The sequence below is a fragment of the Streptomyces sp. NPDC001514 genome (genome assembly GCF_053597075.1).
Genome location: NZ_JBSFHO010000019.1, coordinates 47,505 through 64,239, shown reverse-complemented (window position 1 = coordinate 64,239; position 16,735 = coordinate 47,505). Strand labels below are relative to the sequence as shown.

General features: G+C 70.3%; 16 protein-coding genes and 1 other RNA gene. 3 read left to right on the top strand and 14 right to left on the bottom strand.

Annotated features, from left to right (window positions below):
- Nucleotides 1–39 precede the first annotated feature (39 nt).
- From ACWCXB_RS20930 to ACWCXB_RS20900, 7 genes are all read right to left on the bottom strand, one after another.
- The gene (locus ACWCXB_RS20930) at nucleotides 40–561 is read right to left on the bottom strand and encodes a GNAT family N-acetyltransferase (RefSeq protein ID WP_450724951.1); all 522 of its coding nucleotides are present in this window, start codon (nucleotides 559–561) and stop codon (nucleotides 40–42) included.
- 76 nt (nucleotides 562–637) lie between these two features.
- Nucleotides 638–1,795: a uroporphyrinogen-III synthase gene (locus tag ACWCXB_RS20925; protein ID WP_450724950.1), complete on the bottom strand. Its 1,158-nt coding sequence runs from the start codon at nucleotides 1,793–1,795 to the stop codon at nucleotides 638–640.
- A gap of 75 nt (nucleotides 1,796–1,870) precedes the next feature.
- Complete coding sequence (locus ACWCXB_RS20920) at nucleotides 1,871–3,235, bottom strand: nitrate/nitrite transporter (RefSeq protein WP_450724949.1); 1,365 nt, start codon at nucleotides 3,233–3,235, stop codon at nucleotides 1,871–1,873.
- 109 nt (nucleotides 3,236–3,344) lie between these two features.
- Entirely contained in the window at nucleotides 3,345–4,550 is a 1,206-nt protein-coding gene (locus tag ACWCXB_RS20915; protein WP_450724948.1) for an acyltransferase family protein, read from the bottom strand.
- Nucleotides 4,547–6,736 carry a bifunctional polysaccharide deacetylase/glycosyltransferase family 2 protein gene (locus ACWCXB_RS20910; protein ID WP_450724947.1) on the bottom strand — a complete coding sequence of 730 codons (2,190 nt, stop codon included), beginning with the start codon at nucleotides 6,734–6,736 and terminating at the stop codon, nucleotides 4,547–4,549. The genes ACWCXB_RS20915 and ACWCXB_RS20910 overlap by 4 nt, the downstream gene beginning before the upstream one ends.
- Nucleotides 6,737–7,450, bottom strand: a complete 714-nt coding sequence (locus ACWCXB_RS20905; RefSeq protein WP_450724946.1) for a hypothetical protein — start codon at nucleotides 7,448–7,450, stop codon at nucleotides 6,737–6,739.
- Between the two features lie 144 nt (nucleotides 7,451–7,594).
- Nucleotides 7,595–8,566, bottom strand: a complete 972-nt coding sequence (locus ACWCXB_RS20900; RefSeq protein WP_450724945.1) for a LysR family transcriptional regulator — start codon at nucleotides 8,564–8,566, stop codon at nucleotides 7,595–7,597.
- Between the two features lie 105 nt (nucleotides 8,567–8,671).
- On the opposite strand from ACWCXB_RS20900, the gene ACWCXB_RS20895 reads away from it, so the two are divergent.
- On the top strand, nucleotides 8,672–9,934 hold the full coding sequence (locus ACWCXB_RS20895; protein ID WP_450724944.1) for an MFS transporter: 1,263 nt from the start codon (nucleotides 8,672–8,674) through the stop codon (nucleotides 9,932–9,934).
- A 134-nt stretch (nucleotides 9,935–10,068) separates the two neighbouring features.
- The gene (locus ACWCXB_RS20890) at nucleotides 10,069–10,443 is read left to right on the top strand and encodes a hypothetical protein (RefSeq protein WP_450724943.1); all 375 of its coding nucleotides are present in this window, start codon (nucleotides 10,069–10,071) and stop codon (nucleotides 10,441–10,443) included.
- 294 nt (nucleotides 10,444–10,737) lie between these two features.
- Here the strand turns inward: ACWCXB_RS20890 and ACWCXB_RS20885 are convergent, their stop codons facing one another.
- The 6 genes from ACWCXB_RS20885 to ftsE form a co-directional block, all read right to left on the bottom strand.
- Nucleotides 10,738–11,034 (bottom strand): hypothetical protein, encoded by a 297-nt coding sequence (locus tag ACWCXB_RS20885; RefSeq protein ID WP_450724942.1) that lies wholly within the window; start codon nucleotides 11,032–11,034, stop codon nucleotides 10,738–10,740.
- A gap of 151 nt (nucleotides 11,035–11,185) precedes the next feature.
- Nucleotides 11,186–11,555: a transfer-messenger RNA gene (ssrA, locus tag ACWCXB_RS20880) on the bottom strand.
- A 99-nt stretch (nucleotides 11,556–11,654) separates the two neighbouring features.
- Entirely contained in the window at nucleotides 11,655–12,134 is a 480-nt protein-coding gene (gene smpB / locus ACWCXB_RS20875) for an SsrA-binding protein SmpB (RefSeq protein ID WP_450724941.1), read from the bottom strand.
- 18 nt (nucleotides 12,135–12,152) lie between these two features.
- Entirely contained in the window at nucleotides 12,153–13,334 is a 1,182-nt protein-coding gene (locus ACWCXB_RS20870) for a S41 family peptidase (RefSeq protein ID WP_450724940.1), read from the bottom strand.
- Nucleotides 13,335–13,402: 68 nt separating this feature from the next.
- A complete protein-coding gene (ftsX, locus tag ACWCXB_RS20865; RefSeq protein ID WP_450724939.1) occupies nucleotides 13,403–14,320 on the bottom strand; it encodes a permease-like cell division protein FtsX in 918 nt (305 codons plus the stop codon).
- Between the two features lie 40 nt (nucleotides 14,321–14,360).
- Entirely contained in the window at nucleotides 14,361–15,050 is a 690-nt protein-coding gene (gene ftsE, locus ACWCXB_RS20860) for a cell division ATP-binding protein FtsE (RefSeq protein ID WP_242337182.1), read from the bottom strand.
- A 263-nt stretch (nucleotides 15,051–15,313) separates the two neighbouring features.
- Here ftsE and ACWCXB_RS20855 point away from each other — a divergent pair, with 263 nt between their 5' ends.
- On the top strand, nucleotides 15,314–15,505 hold the full coding sequence (locus ACWCXB_RS20855; protein WP_450724938.1) for a hypothetical protein: 192 nt from the start codon (nucleotides 15,314–15,316) through the stop codon (nucleotides 15,503–15,505).
- 112 nt (nucleotides 15,506–15,617) lie between these two features.
- On the opposite strand, the gene ACWCXB_RS20850 is transcribed toward ACWCXB_RS20855, so the two are convergent.
- Nucleotides 15,618–16,454 (bottom strand): hypothetical protein, encoded by an 837-nt coding sequence (locus ACWCXB_RS20850; RefSeq protein ID WP_450724937.1) that lies wholly within the window; start codon nucleotides 16,452–16,454, stop codon nucleotides 15,618–15,620.
- Nucleotides 16,455–16,735 lie beyond the last annotated feature (281 nt).

The window sequence follows — 16,735 nt, the reverse complement described above, 5'->3', positions numbered from 1 at the left end:
GCCTTCAGGGTGCCCGTGGCGGCACGCCACCGGAACCCCCTATACCGGAGGCGGATCGTTGTGCAGGACGCGCTGGAAGAGCCGGTGGTCGCGCCACTCCCCGTCGATGTGGAGATAGCGGGGGGCGATGCCGATCTCCTCGAACCCGGCCTTCGCGAGGACGCGTTGGGAGGCGGCGTTGGTGAGCACGGTCCCGGCCTCGATGCGATGCAGCCCGAGCTCGTCGCGGGCGGCGCGGCACACCTCCTCGACAAGCCGTGTCGCCAGTCCCCGTCCCGCGTACTCGGCATCGACCCAGTATCCGAGAGACGCGCTCCGGAACGGCCCCAGCGCGATCCCCGACAGGGTGGCCTGGCCGACGACCCGCTCACCGTCGACGAGCTGCCACCGCCGCGTGCCGGGCTCGGCGAATCGAGCGGCCTGGACCTCCGCCGTGTAGTACGACTCGGAGCGCCGCGGCTCCCAGGGCTTCATGTACGCCCTGTTGCGCGCGAGCGCCTCCGCGACTGCGGGAGCGACGGCGGGGATGTCGGCCGGTGTGACAGCACGGATCTCGATCACGCCCGTACGGTACCCGCGGGTGCGGGTGCGGGTGCGTGCCTGCGACGGCCGGCGGTACCCACGGCCCGGACACCCCCTAGGCGTCCGCGTACTTCTCGTCCGCCGCCGGGTCCAGCGCCAGCCGGTAGCCCCGCTTCACCACCGTCTGGATGAGGTTGGGCGCGCCGAGTGCCGTACGGAGCCTGGCCATCGCCGTCTCGACGGCGTGCTCGTCGCGGCCCGCTCCCGGGAGCGCGCGGAGCAGGTCGGCGCGCGAGACGACCCAGCCGGGGCGGCGGGCCAGGGTGTTGAGGAGGGACATCCCGGCGGGCGGGACCGGTCGGAGGTCGTCGTCGACCAGGACCGCCTGGCCGCGGATCTCGACCCGGCGGCCGGCGAGCGGCAGGGTCCGGGCGCGTGAGGGGAGTTCGAGGCAGAGCAGTTGGACCAGCGGGCCGAGGCGGAAGCGCTCCGGCTGGACCGTGTCGAGGCCGCGCGCCTGGAGCGGCAGCGCGGTGACGGGCCCGACGCAGGCCGGCAGGACGTCGTGTGCGAGGGCGTCCAGCAGCCGCGGGAGCAGCCCCCGCGCCTCGGCGCGGGAGAAAAGCGACGCCGCCGCCGGCGCACTGGTGAAGGTCAGCGCATCCAGCGACCGCGACACGGTGGCGTCCAGCAGCCGGTCCAGCGGAGCCACGTCCTCCGGCGGCATCCAGCGGTACACCGGTACGACGATGACGTCCGCGCCCCCTGCCCGGAGCGCCTCCACGAAGCCCGGCAGCGGCTCCCCGTGCAGCTGCAGGGCGATCCGCCGCCCGTCGACTCCCTCCGCGAGGAGCCGGTCGAGCACCTCGGCCATCGACTCGGAGGTCGGCGACCACTCCTCGGTCAGCCCGGCCGCCCTGATCGCGCCCTTCACTTTCGGCCCGCGTGCGAGGAGTTCGACGCCGCGCAGGCAGGCGAGGAGCTCCTCGCCGCAGCCCCAGCCGTCCGCCGCCTCCACCCAGCCGCGGAAGCCGATCGCGGTGGTGGCGACCGCGACGTCCGGGGCGTGGGCGATGAGTTCCTTGGTGGCGGCGAGGAGTTCGCCGTCGTCCGCGAGCGGGACGATCCGCAGCGCCGGGGCGTGCTGCACGGCGGCGCCGCGGCGCTGCAGCAGCGCGCCCAGTTCATCGGCGCGGCGGGCCGCCGTGACCCCGACCGTGAAGCCCGCGAGGGGCCCCACGGCGGGAGTGGTGTCGCGCTGTTCGTCGTACATGCCGACCGAGCCTGGCAAGGATGCGTGACAGTCCCGGTTCGGCTGCGTTTCCCCGTGGTTACGAGGCACTCCGGGTCACACCTCGGCGTAGCTGAGCTGCGGCTTCGCTTCGGCTGTGGCCGTCGGCACAGGCGCGGGGGCCGGCCGGCGAAGGTATACCGCCCAGGTGACCAGGAAGCACACGCCGTAGCAGGCGAGGAAGGCGACGAACGCTCCCGTGCCCGTGCCCGCCGTCAGGAACGACTGCCGGAAGGCCAGGTTGATGCCGAGCCCGCCGAGCGCGCCCACCGCACCGATCAGCCCCATCGAGGCCCCGGACAGCCTGCGCCCGTACGCCTCGGCCGCCTCGCCCGTCATGCCCTTGGCCAGCGCCTTGGCCTGGAAGATGCCGGGGATCATCTTGTACGTGGAGCCGTTGCCGAGCCCGCTGAGGATGAACAGGGCGGTGAAGCCGACGAGGAAGACCGGCAGCGACTTGGCCATGGAGGCGTAGACGACGACACCAGTGGCCACGGCCATCCCGGCGAAGTTCCACAGCGTGATCCTGGCGCCGCCGAAGCGGTCCGCGAGCGAGCCGCCCACCGGCCTGATGAGCGAGCCGAGCAGCGGCCCGATGAAGGTGAGCGACGCGGCCTGCAGCGGGGTGCGTCCGAACTGGGTCTGCAGCACGAGCCCGAAGGCGAAGCTGTAGCCGATGAAGGATCCGAACGTCCCGATGTAGAGGAACGACATGATCCAGGTGTGGGGGTCGCGCACGGCTTCCTTCGCCGCACCGGTGTCGTTCTTCACGGGCGCGAGGTTGTCCATGAACAGCGCGGCGCACAGCGCGGCGATCGCGATCAGCGGGATGTAGATCCCGAGCACGATCCTCGGGTGCGTGGCGCCCGCCGTACCGATCACCAGCAGCCCGACAAGCTGCACGACCGGAACACCGATGTTGCCGCCGCCCGCGTTGAGCCCGAGCGCCCAGCCCTTCTTCCGCAGCGGGAAGAACGAGTTGATGTTGGTCATGGACGAGGCGAAGTTCCCGCCGCCGACCCCGGTGAGCGCCGCGACGGCCAGGAAGGTCCCGTACGACGTCCCGGGCTCCATCACCAGGTACGCGGCCCCGGTCGGCAGCAGCAGCATCAGCGCGCTGATGATGGTCCAGTTACGCCCGCCGAAGCGCGCCACCGCGAAGGTGTAGGGCACCCGGATGACGGCCCCGACCAGGGTCGCGGTCGCGATCAGGAAGAACTTCCCGGCCGGGTCGACTCCGTACTGCGGTCCCATGAACAGGACCATCACCGACCACAGGGTCCAGATGGAGAACCCTATGTGCTCGGAGAGCACGGAGAAGACCAGATTCCTCCGGGCGATCCGCTCCCCCTTCTCCTTCCAGAAGGTCTCGTCCTCCGGGTCCCACTGCTCGATCCACCTGCCGCCGCTGCTGCCGGCCATGGCGCGCCTCCACACATCCGTGTCGGGTAGTGGAGTAGACGCTAGGGACGACGGATTTCAGCCCCGTGCCGCGAGGTGACCGATGTGGAACCTTGCTCTCACCCGGGGCTCAGGCCTGGTGTGAGCGCCGCTTCCGGCGGGGTGCGCCGTTCGGCCAGAGGCGGGGGCGGCGCTTGGCGGCCAGGTCCTCCGCCCATCCGAAGGCCACGATGCAGGCGGCGATCAGCGCCCAGGCGAAGATCAGGACCGGCACCCAGCTGTCCAGCAGCCACCCGAAGCGGTCCGCCAGCACGTCGAAGCCCCACAGCTCGTCCCACATCGTCGCGGCGGCGAGGATGCACACGTTGTGCCAGAGATAGATCGTGACCGCCCGTGAGTTGAGCAGCGTGATCGCGCTGTCCCACTGGCGCAGCCTGTCCGGCCACTCGGACCAGGAAGGGCTGATGTGCAGCAGCAGGAGCACCGCACCGAAGGACCAGAGCGCCTGCGCCAACGGGATGCTGTCGAGGTCGTAACCGGTTCGGAAGCCCTCGTGCAGGGCCCACCACAGGCCGACGCCCATGATCGCGGGTGCGATGGACGGGACGATGTAGCGCGGCAGCCGGCGCAGGATGCCTTCCTGGTGAGCCATGCCGAGGATCCAGCAGGCGCCGAAGGTGCTGAAGTCGGTGAGGGCCGAGTCGATGCGCTCGGGGAGGGGGAGTGTCCCGAAGGCGAGGGCTGCGGAAAGCACGATCGGTGCCGAAACGGTGACCCAGGGCAGCCTCCGCAGCGCCCACAGCAGCAGCGGCGACAGCATCACGTACCAGAGGTACGCCCTGATGTACCAGAGCGGGCCCGCGAGGTCCTCGGCCCATGACTCCCCGAGGAAGCCCGGGACTCCCGCGACCTCCCCGGCGAACGGCGGGTCGCTGACGGGAACGATCCAGAACAGCAGATGCGTCCACCACCAGCCCGGGTGCCCCTCGGAGTCCGGCCCCCAGCCCTGGAGCACCATGCCGGTCACGCCGACCGCGCCCAGCACCCACAGCGGGGGCAGCAGACGGCGCATGCGGCCGCGGATGACCTGGACGGCGGGGCGCTTGAGGGAGCGCGCCATCAGATTGCCCGCGAGGGCGAACATGACGCCCATGGAGGGGAAGAGCAGCGGCAGCCAGGCCCAGCCGACCAGGTGGTAGAGCACCACCCGGAACAGCGCGAGGGCGCGCAGCAGGTCGAAGTAGCGGTCGCGGCCCGGCGCGGGGGCTGCAGGAGCCGCGGCAGGGTCCTGCTTCCGGTGGCGGGCCGGGTTGAACTCGGTCGTTCCGGTCGTCACGCGACGGGCCTCCGGTCTTCGCTGCCGCGCCTCGGACTCGGTATCGAGCCGGGCGCCTCCACCACTCCCGTCCGCCGGAGCTTCTGCCAGCGAAGCCGGCCGCCGGTGAGTGCGGTGATCCAGGACTGCAGCAGCACCACGTACATGAGCTGCCGGTAGAGGATCTGCTGGAGGGGCAGCGAGATCAGATGCACCATGCGTTCCTTGTCGAGCCGGAACGCGTACGCGGCGCAGACGACCTGGACGGCGAGGACGCCGAGCCAGGCGGCGATGGTCTTCTGGGTGGGGCCGAAGACCAGTCCGTACAGCAGGAAGACGTCGATGAGCGGGGCGAGGAGCGGGAAGAGCACCATGAAGAGCGAGACCAGCGGCAGTCCGACCCGGCCGAAGCGGCCGGAAGGGCCGCTCTCGATCAGGGCCCCGCGGTGCTTCCAGATGGCCTGCATCGTGCCGTACGACCAGCGGTAGCGCTGGGACCACAGCTGCTGCACGGACTCCGGCGCCTCGGTCCAGGCGCGCGCCCGCTCGGCGTAGACGACGCGCCAGCCGTCGCGGTGCATCGCCATGGTGATGTCGGTGTCCTCGGCGAGAGTGTCCTCGCTCATGCCGCCGACCCGCTCGAGGGCCTCGCGGCGGAAGGCGCCGACCGCGCCCGGGATGGTGGGCATGCAGCTGAGCATGTCGTACATGCGGCGGTCGAGGTTGAAGCCCATCACGTACTCGATGTGCTGCCAGGCGCCGATGAGGGTGTCGCGGTTGCCGACCTTGGCGTTGCCCGCGACCGCGCCGACGCTCGGGTCGCCGAAGGGCTGGACCAGCTCGCGGACGGTGGACGGCTCGAAGACCGTGTCGCCGTCCATCATCACGATGATGTCGTAGCGGGCGTTGCGGATGCCGTTGTTGAGGGCTGCGGGTTTGCCGGCGTTGGCCTGCCGGACCACCCGTACGTTGGGCAGCCACATGTCGTCGACGATGTCGGCGGTGTCGTCCGACGAGCCGTCGTCGATGACGATGACCTCGATCGGATGGTCGCTCTCCATCAGCGAGCGCACCGTGTTCTCGATGCACTCCTTCTCGTTGTACGCCGGGACGAGCACCGTCACCGGTTCGGTGACCGCCGGACCCCAGCGGAAGCGGCGGCGGCGCACCTTGCGGGCGTGCCCGAAGGAGAGCAGCAGCATCAGCCCGAAGCGGGCGAGGACGAGCGCGCCGATGATGGCGAGGCCGACGGTCAGGACGCCGGTGGTCCCCTCCGACACGGCGACGGCCGCGACCCAGGCCTTGCCCTTCCACAGCTCCGGTCCGGTGACCTGGGTGTGGGCGCTGGGGGCGCCGAGGGCCTCGGTGAGATTGGCGAACCGGTAGCCCCGCTTCTGCATGTCGGGCAGGAAGCGGTCCAGCGCGGCCACGGTCTGCGAGCGGTCGCCGCCGGAGTCGTGCATCAGCACGATGGAGCCCTTGGTGCCCTCCGGGGTCGCGCGCTTGATGATCGCGTCGACGCCGGGGCGCTTCCAGTCCTCGCTGTCCGTGTCGTTGAACGCGGTGATGTAGCCGCGGCTGCCGATGTACTCGGTGACCGGCCAGGACTTGTTGTCCAGGGAGGCCGAGAACGACGAGTACGGCGGGCGGAAGAGGGAGCTCCTGATGCCGGCGGCGCCGGCGATCGCCAGCTGGTTCTGCGACAGCTCCCAGTCGATACGGCCCTGCGTCTGGAACGCCAGATCGGGGTGGTTGAAGGTGTGCAGCCCGATCTCGTGGCCCTCCGCGACCATCCGCTCCACCAGATCGGGGTGGCGGGAGGCCATGGTGCCGGTCACGAAGAAGACGGCGTGCGCGTCGAATTCCTTCAGCTTGTCGAGGACCTTCGGCGTCCACACCGGGTCCGGGCCGTCGTCGAAGGTCAGCACGAGGTTCTTGTCGGGCACGCTGAGTGCCTTGGGTGCGCCTGGGATACGCGCGTCGATGACCGGGCCGCCGTTGAGGATGCGCTCGGGGACCTGGTCGCTGGCGGCCGGGGGTCGTACGCGGTGGTCGGCGAGGATCTCGCTGTGGACGTAGCCGCGCAGCATCAGCATTGCGAGCAGGGCGACGAGGAAGAGCGAGGGCAGCAGATAGCGCATGGGCAGCCTGCGGCGCACGGCCGGCCTGCTGTTCTTCCGGCGGGCCCGCCCGCGGGGGGGTGTCATTTACCGTGCGCCTTCCATGGCCTGCTGGCCGCCCTCGCCCACCGGTCCGGTGGGGTCTTCCGTCGGTGCTGTCGCGGTGCCCGTGGGGGCGGGAGTCGTCGGCGGGGGCTCCTGCCCGCCCGTGCCGCCGGCCGGAGGTGGAGACACCGTGCTCCCCGGGTCCGGCAGGCCGCCGCCGGCGGTGCCACCGCCCGGCACGCCGGTGGGCTCGGTGGTGGTGCCCGGGTCGGCCGAGGGGCTCGGATTCCCGCCGGCGCGCGGGCCGTCGGTGGTGCCGGGCTGCTGGGGGGCGCCCGTGCCGGTGGAATCGGTGGGTGCCGAGGCGCCGGGGGTGCCTCCGGGAGCGGCCGGATCCACGAGGGGGTCCGTGGGGGCGGGCTGCTCCACGACCTCGCCGGCAGGATTCTCGTTCGCGGGTCCGGGGATCAGCAGCCAGGGCGCCTTCGAGTTGCCGCCGATGAGGGCGACGACGAGGGTGATGGCGTAACAGGCGCAGGCGAGCACCAGAACCCACCCGATACGGCGGAACTTCTTGCTGCGCCGACCGCTCTCGTCGACGAACACCGGCCCGTCGGAGCCCTCCTGGGGATCCGGACCGACCGGCAGCTCGGAGAGCTGACGTCCCAGGCCATCGAGCTGAACGGTGACCTCATTGGGCTCATGGGTGTACCCGAGACGGGCGTCTTCTCGCCAATTTTCCACTGCTGTACGCACATCCCCCACTCAACGGAAGCGGGCGCGCGCGACGGGACCGGACACCTGTCGTTGGACACGGGCCCCCACCCTGTCCAAGCGCCCCTATCACATCGCACCCGGATGATGAATGTAGCGCACGCCGGGGACCGTTGGGTCGCTGTGTCAGGTGTTGTCCGGCATAAGGGACCGGTCCGCGTCCGGAAGCCAGGAGCCGGGGGGTATTTTCAGCCACCCCTGCGCCGCGGCGAGCTCGGCCGCGGTCGCCCGCATCGCGTCCAGTCCGGGATGCTTCAGCCCTCGCCGCCACACGAGCGAGACGGGCGACAGCGGTACGGGGTCGACCAGCGGGCGTACGACCATGCCCGGTATCGCCAGGAACTCCGTGCTCGCCAGCACCGACCAGCGCTGTTTGCGCACCACCCGGACGAACTCCTCCTGGCCGGTGATCTCCGGGAAGGGGGCGGCCATGACGATGCCCCTGCCCGCGAAGAGCCGGGCGCCCAGGTCGGTCCACTCCGCGGTGGCCGGGTTTCCGGCGCCCGCGTAGAGGGTCTCCCCCGCCAGGGCGTCCAGCGGCACTTCCGTCAGCGGTGCGAGCCGATGGTCGTCCCGCAGCAGCACGGCCATCCGCTCGTACCGCACCGGCTGGTGCACCAGATCTGCGCGCAACGCCGGGTCGAGCCCGGCGATCCTGCCGTAGGAGACATCGAGCCGCCCGGCGAGAAGCTCGGTGGCCGCACCCGTGAGGCCGCTGAAGTAGCGGGCGACGAACTCCAGTCCGGGGGCCGCCCGCCGGGTCTCCGTCAGCACCCGGTACCCCGTTCCCACCGGGGCGCCGATGTCGACGAGCAGCGGCCGGTCCGTGTCCGCGAAGGCGGCGGCCAGCTCGTCGTGCGCGTCCAGGACCCGCCGGGCGTACGGCAGCAGGCGCTCGCCCTCCGCCGTGAGCGTCACCTGCCGGGTGGTCCGTACGAACAGCTCGGCGCCCAACTCGCGCTCCAGCCGCCGGATGTCCCGGCTGAGCGCCTGCTGGGCGACGAACAGCCGGGCGGCGGCACGGGTGAAGTGCAGCTCGGCGGCGACGGCGACGAAGGCGCGCAGCAGCCGGGGTTCGATGTCCTGGGCCTGGGGCATGCCGGTGAATTTACAACAGAGGTGCGTCAATGGGCCCCGAACAGGTGTTGGACCCGCGTGGGCCCCCGCACCGAACCTTGATCCATGCCGAATACAGCCTCACAGATGACCACATCCGGCGGAACGCTGGTCCTCGCGCCCGGATTCCAGGACTCGGGCCACTCACGGGACGCCCCGGGCCGCTCACGGGACCCCGCGCGCCCGCCGGGCCCGTACACGCGTCTCTTCCGCACCCCGGGCGCCCGCGCCTTCACGGTCGGCAATCTCATCGCCCGCCTCCCCATGGGGATGTTCAGCGTGAGCGCCGTGATCATGATCGCGGGGGCGCGCGGCTCGTACGCACTCGCCGGGGCCGTCACGGCGGCCGGTCTCGCCGCCACCGCCGTCGTCGCCCCGTGGACGGCGCGGCTCGTGGACCGGTACGGCCAGGCCCGTATCGCCGTCCCCGCCACCGCGCTCGCCGCGCTCGGCTCGCTCGCCCTGCTGCTGTGCGTGCGGTACGGCGCACCCGACTGGACGCTGTTCGCCGCGTACGCCGCCACCGCCACCACGCCCAACACGGGCGGGTTGTCCCGGGCCCGCTGGGCCCATCTCCTCAAAGGGGACCCCGGCGCGCTGCACACGGCGAACTCCTTCGAGCAGGCCGCCGACGAGCTCTGCTTCATGCTCGGCCCGGTACTCGCGGCCTTCCTCTGCTCGGCGCTGTTCCCCGAGGCCGGCACGCTCGTCGGGGCCGTCCTGCTGCTCACGGGCGTCCTCGTGTTCGCGGCCCAGCGCGCCACCGAGCCGCCGGTCGCCCCTCGCGCCTCCGCGGGCTCGCCCGTCCGTACGCCCGGGATGGTCCCGATGCTCGCGGTCTTCCTCGCGACGGGCGCGGTCTTCGGCTCGATGGAGGTCGTCACGATCGCGTTCGCGGACGGCCCTGCGGCGGGCCCGGTGCTGGCCCTGCAGGCCGCCGGATCGTGCGTGGCGGGGCTGGCGTACGGAAGGGCGCGCCGCGGGGCCGGCATGCGGACGTGCCTCGCCGCAATGACGGCGTTGATGGCCCTGCCGCTGCTGGCCGCGGCCGCGACCGGCTCGCTGCTCGCCGTCGCGGGTGCGCTGCTGATCGCGGGCATGGCGACGGCGCCGACGATGGTGACCGGGATGGGCGTGATCCAGCGCCTCACCCCCGAGGGCCAGTTGAACGAGGGCATGACCCTGGCCGTCACCGCGCTGCTCGGCGGCATCGCGGTCGGCTCGGCGACGGGCGGCTGGACGGTGGAGCACGCGGGTGCGGTGTACGGCTACGGGATCCCGGTCGCGGCGGCCGCCGTGGCGCTGCTCGCGGCGGCCGCGGTGGACCGGCGGCGGGGCCTGTCTTCTTGATCAGGCCCTGGGGGGTGTCCGGCGGATCTTGCTGGGCGGCCTGATCCACCGGACGCCCCTGGCTCTGACTGAGCGGCGGCATCGGCAGCGGGACGGAGTACACCGTTGCGCCCGCGCCGACCCCGCCCTCGCAGGTGTTCGGCGGCTGGGTGCCGAGCCCGCGGTCGGACGGCTTCTCGGCGGCCCAGAACATGAAGCCGAGCATCCCCGCCGTCGTCCCGGCTCCGTTCGGCGCGACGTTCTGGACGAACGACCCGGTCGCGTTCTGCAACGAGGCCGCCCCAGGCCCCATCGCCTTGTGCGGCTCACCTGAGCGCAGGTTTGCCGGAACGGAACTCGGCCAGATCCTCGACCGGCAGAACTGCGACTTCCGCAAGCGTCGCGCCCAGTGCATCACGGTATGCGTAGATATCATCCGGATCGGAAGTCAGGATCACCGCACGATCGTGCCGGGCTGCGACGACAACGACCAGGGCGTCCACGGCATCCGGTCGCGTCTTGCCGGGTAGTGCCGCGAGCGCGGCTGCGACACCGCCGCGCTTCCCGTCCTCAGCCGTGTGCCCCGCTTGACATATGCCACACCCTGCCACTTCGCGGTCGGCACCGAAAATCACGCAGGACGGCAGCACACGGCTCAGCGGCGTCCAATGCCCAGGCTGTGGACGCCATGCCTGCGCCAGGACCGGGACGAGGACAACAGGCGGATGCCACCCGGATCTTGCGACCAGCCGCGTGGAAGCGGTGCGCTTCGGGATCCCGGCGCTCAAGGGCGATGAGCATTCCGGTGTCGTACACGAACGCAGTCACGCGACGGCGCCTCGCCGTGCGAATCCGGCGTCGATGGCTTCGAGGTAGGCATCCATGGCCGCGTCCTCCTCCGGCGTGGACGCCGGAGCGGCCTCAGGCTCCGCCTGTTCGGCCATGCGGTTTATGGCGTCGATCTCCGCGAAGCGCGCCTTGATGCGTACCTGCCGGGCTGCCTCGGCCGGCGCAGCGGTCCGCAGGAAGGCGGAGAGGTCGAGGCCGTACTCGGCTGCGGCCTCTCGGACGAGTACGTCGTCCTCCGGCTCAAAGGTGACGGTGATGCGGGTTTTCGCCATGGCATCACCGTAGGACGCCGTAGGACGCCGTAGCACGCCAGCGCAGCCGCAACGCAAAGGCCCGGCCGCCGTGTGGCTGCCGGGCCTGTGCCGCTGTGTTCAATCAACTACATGGGATGACGGGGTCGGTGGGGGCATGCCCCCACCCGTCCAGTGGAGATGGCGGGAATCGAACCCGCGTCCAACGGTGCAGAATCAGGGCTTCTCCGTGTGCAGTCCGCTGCGCTTTTCTCGGCCCCGGAGATCACGCGGACAAGTCTCCGACGGGCTCAGTCACTGTTTGATTTCCCTCCAGGCCCCGTGACCGGGTCTAGAGGTTTAGTTCCCTAGCTGATGCCAGGATCCGGGTCGGGAACAGCCCCGGGCTGACACTTCGCAAGTCGCTACTTAGGCAGCGAGGGCGAAGGAATCGCGCTTGGTGTTGGCGATTATTGGTTGCGACATATGGTTTACGAGATCATTGCCGCTTCCTCGACACGCTTCCCCTGCTTCGACATCCGCTGTCGAAACCGATCATCCCCATGTTGATTTATCAAACGTGCCCCCTCTAGGAGGGCAGGTGCCATCGTACGTGACCAACGCACGCGGATGCCAGCCTATTCCTGCCCGATCGGGCGAGGTCAGGCCCGCTGCCGCCGCCGCGCCGCCGACATCGCCCGGTCCGCCTCGCGCCGGTCCTGCTTCTCGCGCAGGGTCTGGCGCTTGTCGTACTCCTTCTTGCCCCTGGCGAGCGCGATCTCGACCTTCGCCCGCCCGTCCTTGAAGTACAGGGACAGGGGCACGATCGTGTGACCCGTCTCCTGGGACTTGGACTCCAGCTTGTCGATCTCCTCCCGGTGCATGAGGAGCTTCCGCTTGCGCCGTGCGCTGTGGTTGGTCCACGTGCCCTGGCTGTACTCCGGCACGTGCACGTTGTGCAGCCACGCCTCGTGGTCGTCGATCTGGACGAACCCGTCCACCAGCGAGGCGCGCCCCTGACGCAGCGACTTGACCTCGGTACCCATCAGCACGAGACCGCACTCGTAGGTGTCGAGGATGTGGTAGTCGTGCCGCGCCTTCTTGTTCTGCGCGATCAGCTTGCGCCCTTTTTCCTTTGCCATAGTGCGGTCATTTTCGCACTACGAGCGGGTCCCGAGGCCACTCAATACTGTCCGGGCCCGCTCCTCGGCCCGACCAGTGACCGTGAGGTCCGGGGTGAGGCCCTCGCCTTCGAGGTCACGGCCCGCAGGTGTGCGGTAGTGACCGACGGTGAGCTCGGCGACGGACCCGTCGGGCAGCCGCTCCGGCATCTGCACGGATCCCTTCCCGAAGGTGCGCGAACCCACGGTGACCGCGCGGCCACGATCCTGGAGCGCCCCCGCGACCAGCTCGGCCGCGCTCATCGTGCCGCCGTCGACGAGGGCGACGACGGGTCTCTCGGTGTCCCCTCCGGGGTCCGCGTACAGGGCCTTCTCCACGCCGTGCACGTCGTACGTCGCGACCAGGCCACCGTCCAGGAAGGCGGAGGCGGCGGCGGCCGCCTCGGAGACCAGGCCGCCGCTGTTGCCGCGAAGGTCGAGCAGGACGCCGGCGCCCGCGGGAGCGTCCCGCACGGCTTCCCGCACGCGCTCGCCGGTGCCCTTGGTGAAGGCCGCGACCTTGATCATCACGGCTGATTCGGCGAGCCGCTCGACGGTGACGGCCTCGGTGTCGAGCCGGGCCCTGCGGAGCGTCTCGGTCCAGGTGCGCTCGCCGCGCTGGAGGCCGAGGGCGACGGACGAGCCGACCGCTCCGCCCGCGCCGTTCGCGGCGTCCCCGCGCAGGAGGGCGACGACCTGGCTGACCGGGCGGCCGTCTATGGGCTGTCCGTCGATCGTGCGGATCTGGTCACCGGTCCGGATCCCGGCCCTCTCGGCGGGGCCGCCGCGCTGCACCCGGGCGACCTCGACCCGGCCGTCGGCGCCGCGCCTGGCCCACAGCCCGACGCCGGTGTACGCACCGTCGAGGGCCTGCTCGAACTCCTCGTACTCCCCCTTGTCGTACACCGCGCCCCAGCGGTCGCCGCTGCGGCTGACGACCTCCTCGGCCGCGTCCGCGCCGGACTTGCCGTCCGCCATGGCGTCTGCAGCAGCGCGGGCGACCTCGTCGCGGTCGACGGTCGCCGCGGCGGCGTGGGCGCCGGGCAGCGAGGGCGGCTTCGCCTCACCGCTCGGCAGCAGATCGGTTGCGGACGCGGTGATGAGGATGCTCGCGAAGAGGAATGTCAGGGCCGCCCCGCGGCGGTATCCACGGGGCATCCAGGGTGAATCGGGGCCCAACATGGCGCCCACTCTAGGACAAGCGAAGGGCGCCGTACGGCGGTTGGCCGTACGACGCCCAGGGGCGCTTGTCACACCTTGAGGTACTTGCGCAATGCGATGAAAGCGGCCATGGCGGGCATCAGCAGACCGATCGCGAGCACCAGCGGAAGCTTGGTGATCACGGCGTCCCAGCCGATGAAGTTGACCAACTGCATCTTCTCGGAGAGCGCGAGACCGTTGTCGATCAGGAAGTACCGCCCGACGAGCAGCAGGACGCAGGCGACCGCGCCACCGAGCAGCCCCGCGAAGGCGGCTTCCATGATGAACGGCATCTGGATGTAGAAGCTGGACGCGCCGACGAGCCGCATGATGCCGGTCTCGCGCCTTCGGCTGAACGCCGATACGCGCACGGTGTTGACGATCAGCATCAACGCGATGATCAGCATGAGGCCCATGACGAACAGCGCGGCGATGTTCATGCCGTTCATCAGGTCGAACAGGTTCTGCAGGATGTTGCGCTGGTCCTGGACGGACTGCACACCGTCCCGGCCGGCGAAGGCGGTCGCCACCACCTGGTACTTCTCCGGGTCCTTGAGCTTGACCCGGAACGACTCCTGCATCTGGTCCGGGGTGATGGTCGCGGCGATCGGGGTGTCGCCGTACTGGTCCCGGTAGTGCTTGTAGGCCTCGTCGGCCGACTCGTGTTGGACGTTCTCGACGACGTCCATCTTCTTGAGATCGGCCTGGATCTCTTCCTTCTGCTGGGCGGTGACCGCGCCCTTGGAGCACTTCTCGTCGGTCTCCGCGTCGTTCTTGTTGCAGAGGAAGATGGAGACGTTGACCTTGTCGTACCAGAAGTCCTTCATGGTGCTGACCTGCTCACGCATGAGCAGCGCACCACCGAAGAGCGCGAGCGACAGGGCCACGGAGACGATGACCGCGAAGGTCATCGTGAGATTGCGGCGGAGACCGACGCCGATCTCCGACAATACGAACTGGGCGCGCATGGCGAGTCTTTCAGCCTTTCAGTCTTGTCGCTCTACGTGCTCAGTGCTGGTAGCCGTAGACGCCGCGCGCCTGGTCTCGTACGAGACGGCCCTGCTCGAGCTCGATGACGCGCTTGCGCATCTGGTCGACGATGTTCTGGTCATGGGTCGCCATCACCACTGTGGTGCCGGTCCTGTTGATCCGGTCCAGCAGCTTCATGATGCCGACGGATGTCTGGGGGTCGAGGTTGCCGGTCGGCTCGTCGGCGATCAGCAGCATCGGGCGGTTGACGAACGCGCGGGCGATCGCGACGCGCTGCTGCTCACCACCGGAGAGCTCACCGGGCATCCGGTCCTCCTTGCCGCCGAGCCCGACGAGGTCGAGGACCTGGGGCACGGCCTTGCGGATCTCACCGCGCGGCTTGCCGATGACCTCCTGCGCGAAGGCCACGTTCTCGGCGACGGTCTTGTTCGGCAGCAGGCGGAAGTCCTGGAAGACGGTGCCGAGCTGCCGGCGCATGTGCGGCACCTTCCAGTTCGACAGGCGCGCGAGGTCCTTGCCCAGGACATGCACCATGCCGTGGCTGGCGCGCTCCTCGCGCAGGATCAGCCGCAGGAAGGTCGACTTTCCGGAACCGGACGAGCCCACGAGGAAGACGAACTCCCCCTTCTCGATCTCCAGGGAGACGTCGCGCAGGGCGGGGCGGTTCTGCTTGGGGTAGCTCTTGGAGACGTTGTCGAATCGGATCACGGGTGCACCACGGTCGGCCGGGAGTAGGTGTGCGTGACCATACGCGAATGGGGAGGGCGCGCGCAGTTGCCGTCCGGAGTTGCGCGTTTTGTCCGTTACCGGAATGGGCGTATTCCGACGGGGCGCGCCGAAACGCGCGCGAGCTGGCACAGTGGTACGGGGAACGGAAGCGTTTCCCGGAGCGTTGGGCGGAGCAGACACGCTGAGGAACGCTGCGAGAAGGTCTCGGCCGGCGACTCCGCCGCGCGGGAGGAGGAGAGCGCATGACCTACGACCGACTGGTGTGCGCCAACTGCGCGGCACCCGTCACCGAGGGCCGATGCCCCGTCTGCCGCGCCAATCGGGAACGCCTGCAGCAGGACGGCCCCCTGGCGGGCCTGAGCCCTGCGGCCCTGCTGGCGCTGCTGGTGGTCCTGGTGGCCGCGTTGGCGCTGCTGGCCCACCAGACCGCATAACCGTCCCCGCCCTCCGTACGGAGCCACGCAAGGGCCCGGGGTGCCGATGAGCACCCCGGGCCCTTGTCACGTACCGTAACGTCACGTTCCGTTACGTGTGTTCACGCATCGCTCACACGGCGGTGCGGCCGCCGCCGACGAGGCGGGGCAGCATCCGGAAGCCGATACCACCGGCGATCATCGTCGCGGCACCGACCAGCAGGAACGTGGTCTCGGCGGCGCCGGTCTCCGCCAGCTCCTCCTTGGCCTCACCCTGCTCGACCGGCTTCGAGCCGGCGTTGTCGGTGTCGGTGTTGTCGGCGCACTCCGCACCATCGAGGTCGACGGTGCAGGTGCCGGCGCCACCGTCGGTGCCGGTGGAGCCGCCGGTGGCGGTCGAGGCGCCCTGGTTGCCGCCGTTGCCGTTGCCGTTGTTGCCGTTGCCACCGGAGTTGCCGTTGCCGCCAGCGGCCGCGTCACCGCCACCAGCGGCCGCGTCACCACCACCGGCCGCAGCGTCACCACCACCAGCAGCCGCGTCACCACCACCGGCCGCAGCGTCACCACCACCAGCAGCCGCGTCACCACCACCGGCCGCAGCGTCACCACCACCAGCAGCGGCATCGCCACCACCGGCCGCAGCGTCACCACCACCAGCAGCGGCATCGCCACCACCGGCCGCAGCGTCACCACCACCAGCAGCCGCGTCACCGCCGCCGGCCGCAGCGTCACCACCACCGGCGATCTGGCCGAGAGTGTCGTTGCCGCTGTTGTCGCCACCCTCTGTGTCGTTGGCGCCGAGGACGACCTCGGCACCCTGCTCGGTGACCTCGGCCTTGGCGTTGAGGCCCGCGACGTTCACGTCGATACCGACGGCCTGAGCGGCACCCGCGGCAGTCAGGGACGCACCGGCGGCGATCACCGCACCGGCCGCTATCCGCGCCACGCGCACACGCGTCTTCTTGGTCATCTGCCTGCTACCCCCAGTAGCTATTCGTCAGTGATGCAGCGTCTTGGGGCTGCAGCCGCTGAGGGTTGACTTCCGTTTCCCCCGCTCACACGCGCCCCAGAAATACGCATGCCGCGCTCACCCTCCCCAGTTTCCGTGGACGCGTCAAGGCCGTTGCGCGAGCAATGCCCGAAATAAGGAGAGTTGACCGAGACTCAGGCACGCAACTGTGACGTAAACCTGGAACTGCCGCCCTCAAGACGCCAGTTGCCATGTCGACAAAGCGAGCTGACGCTGCATAT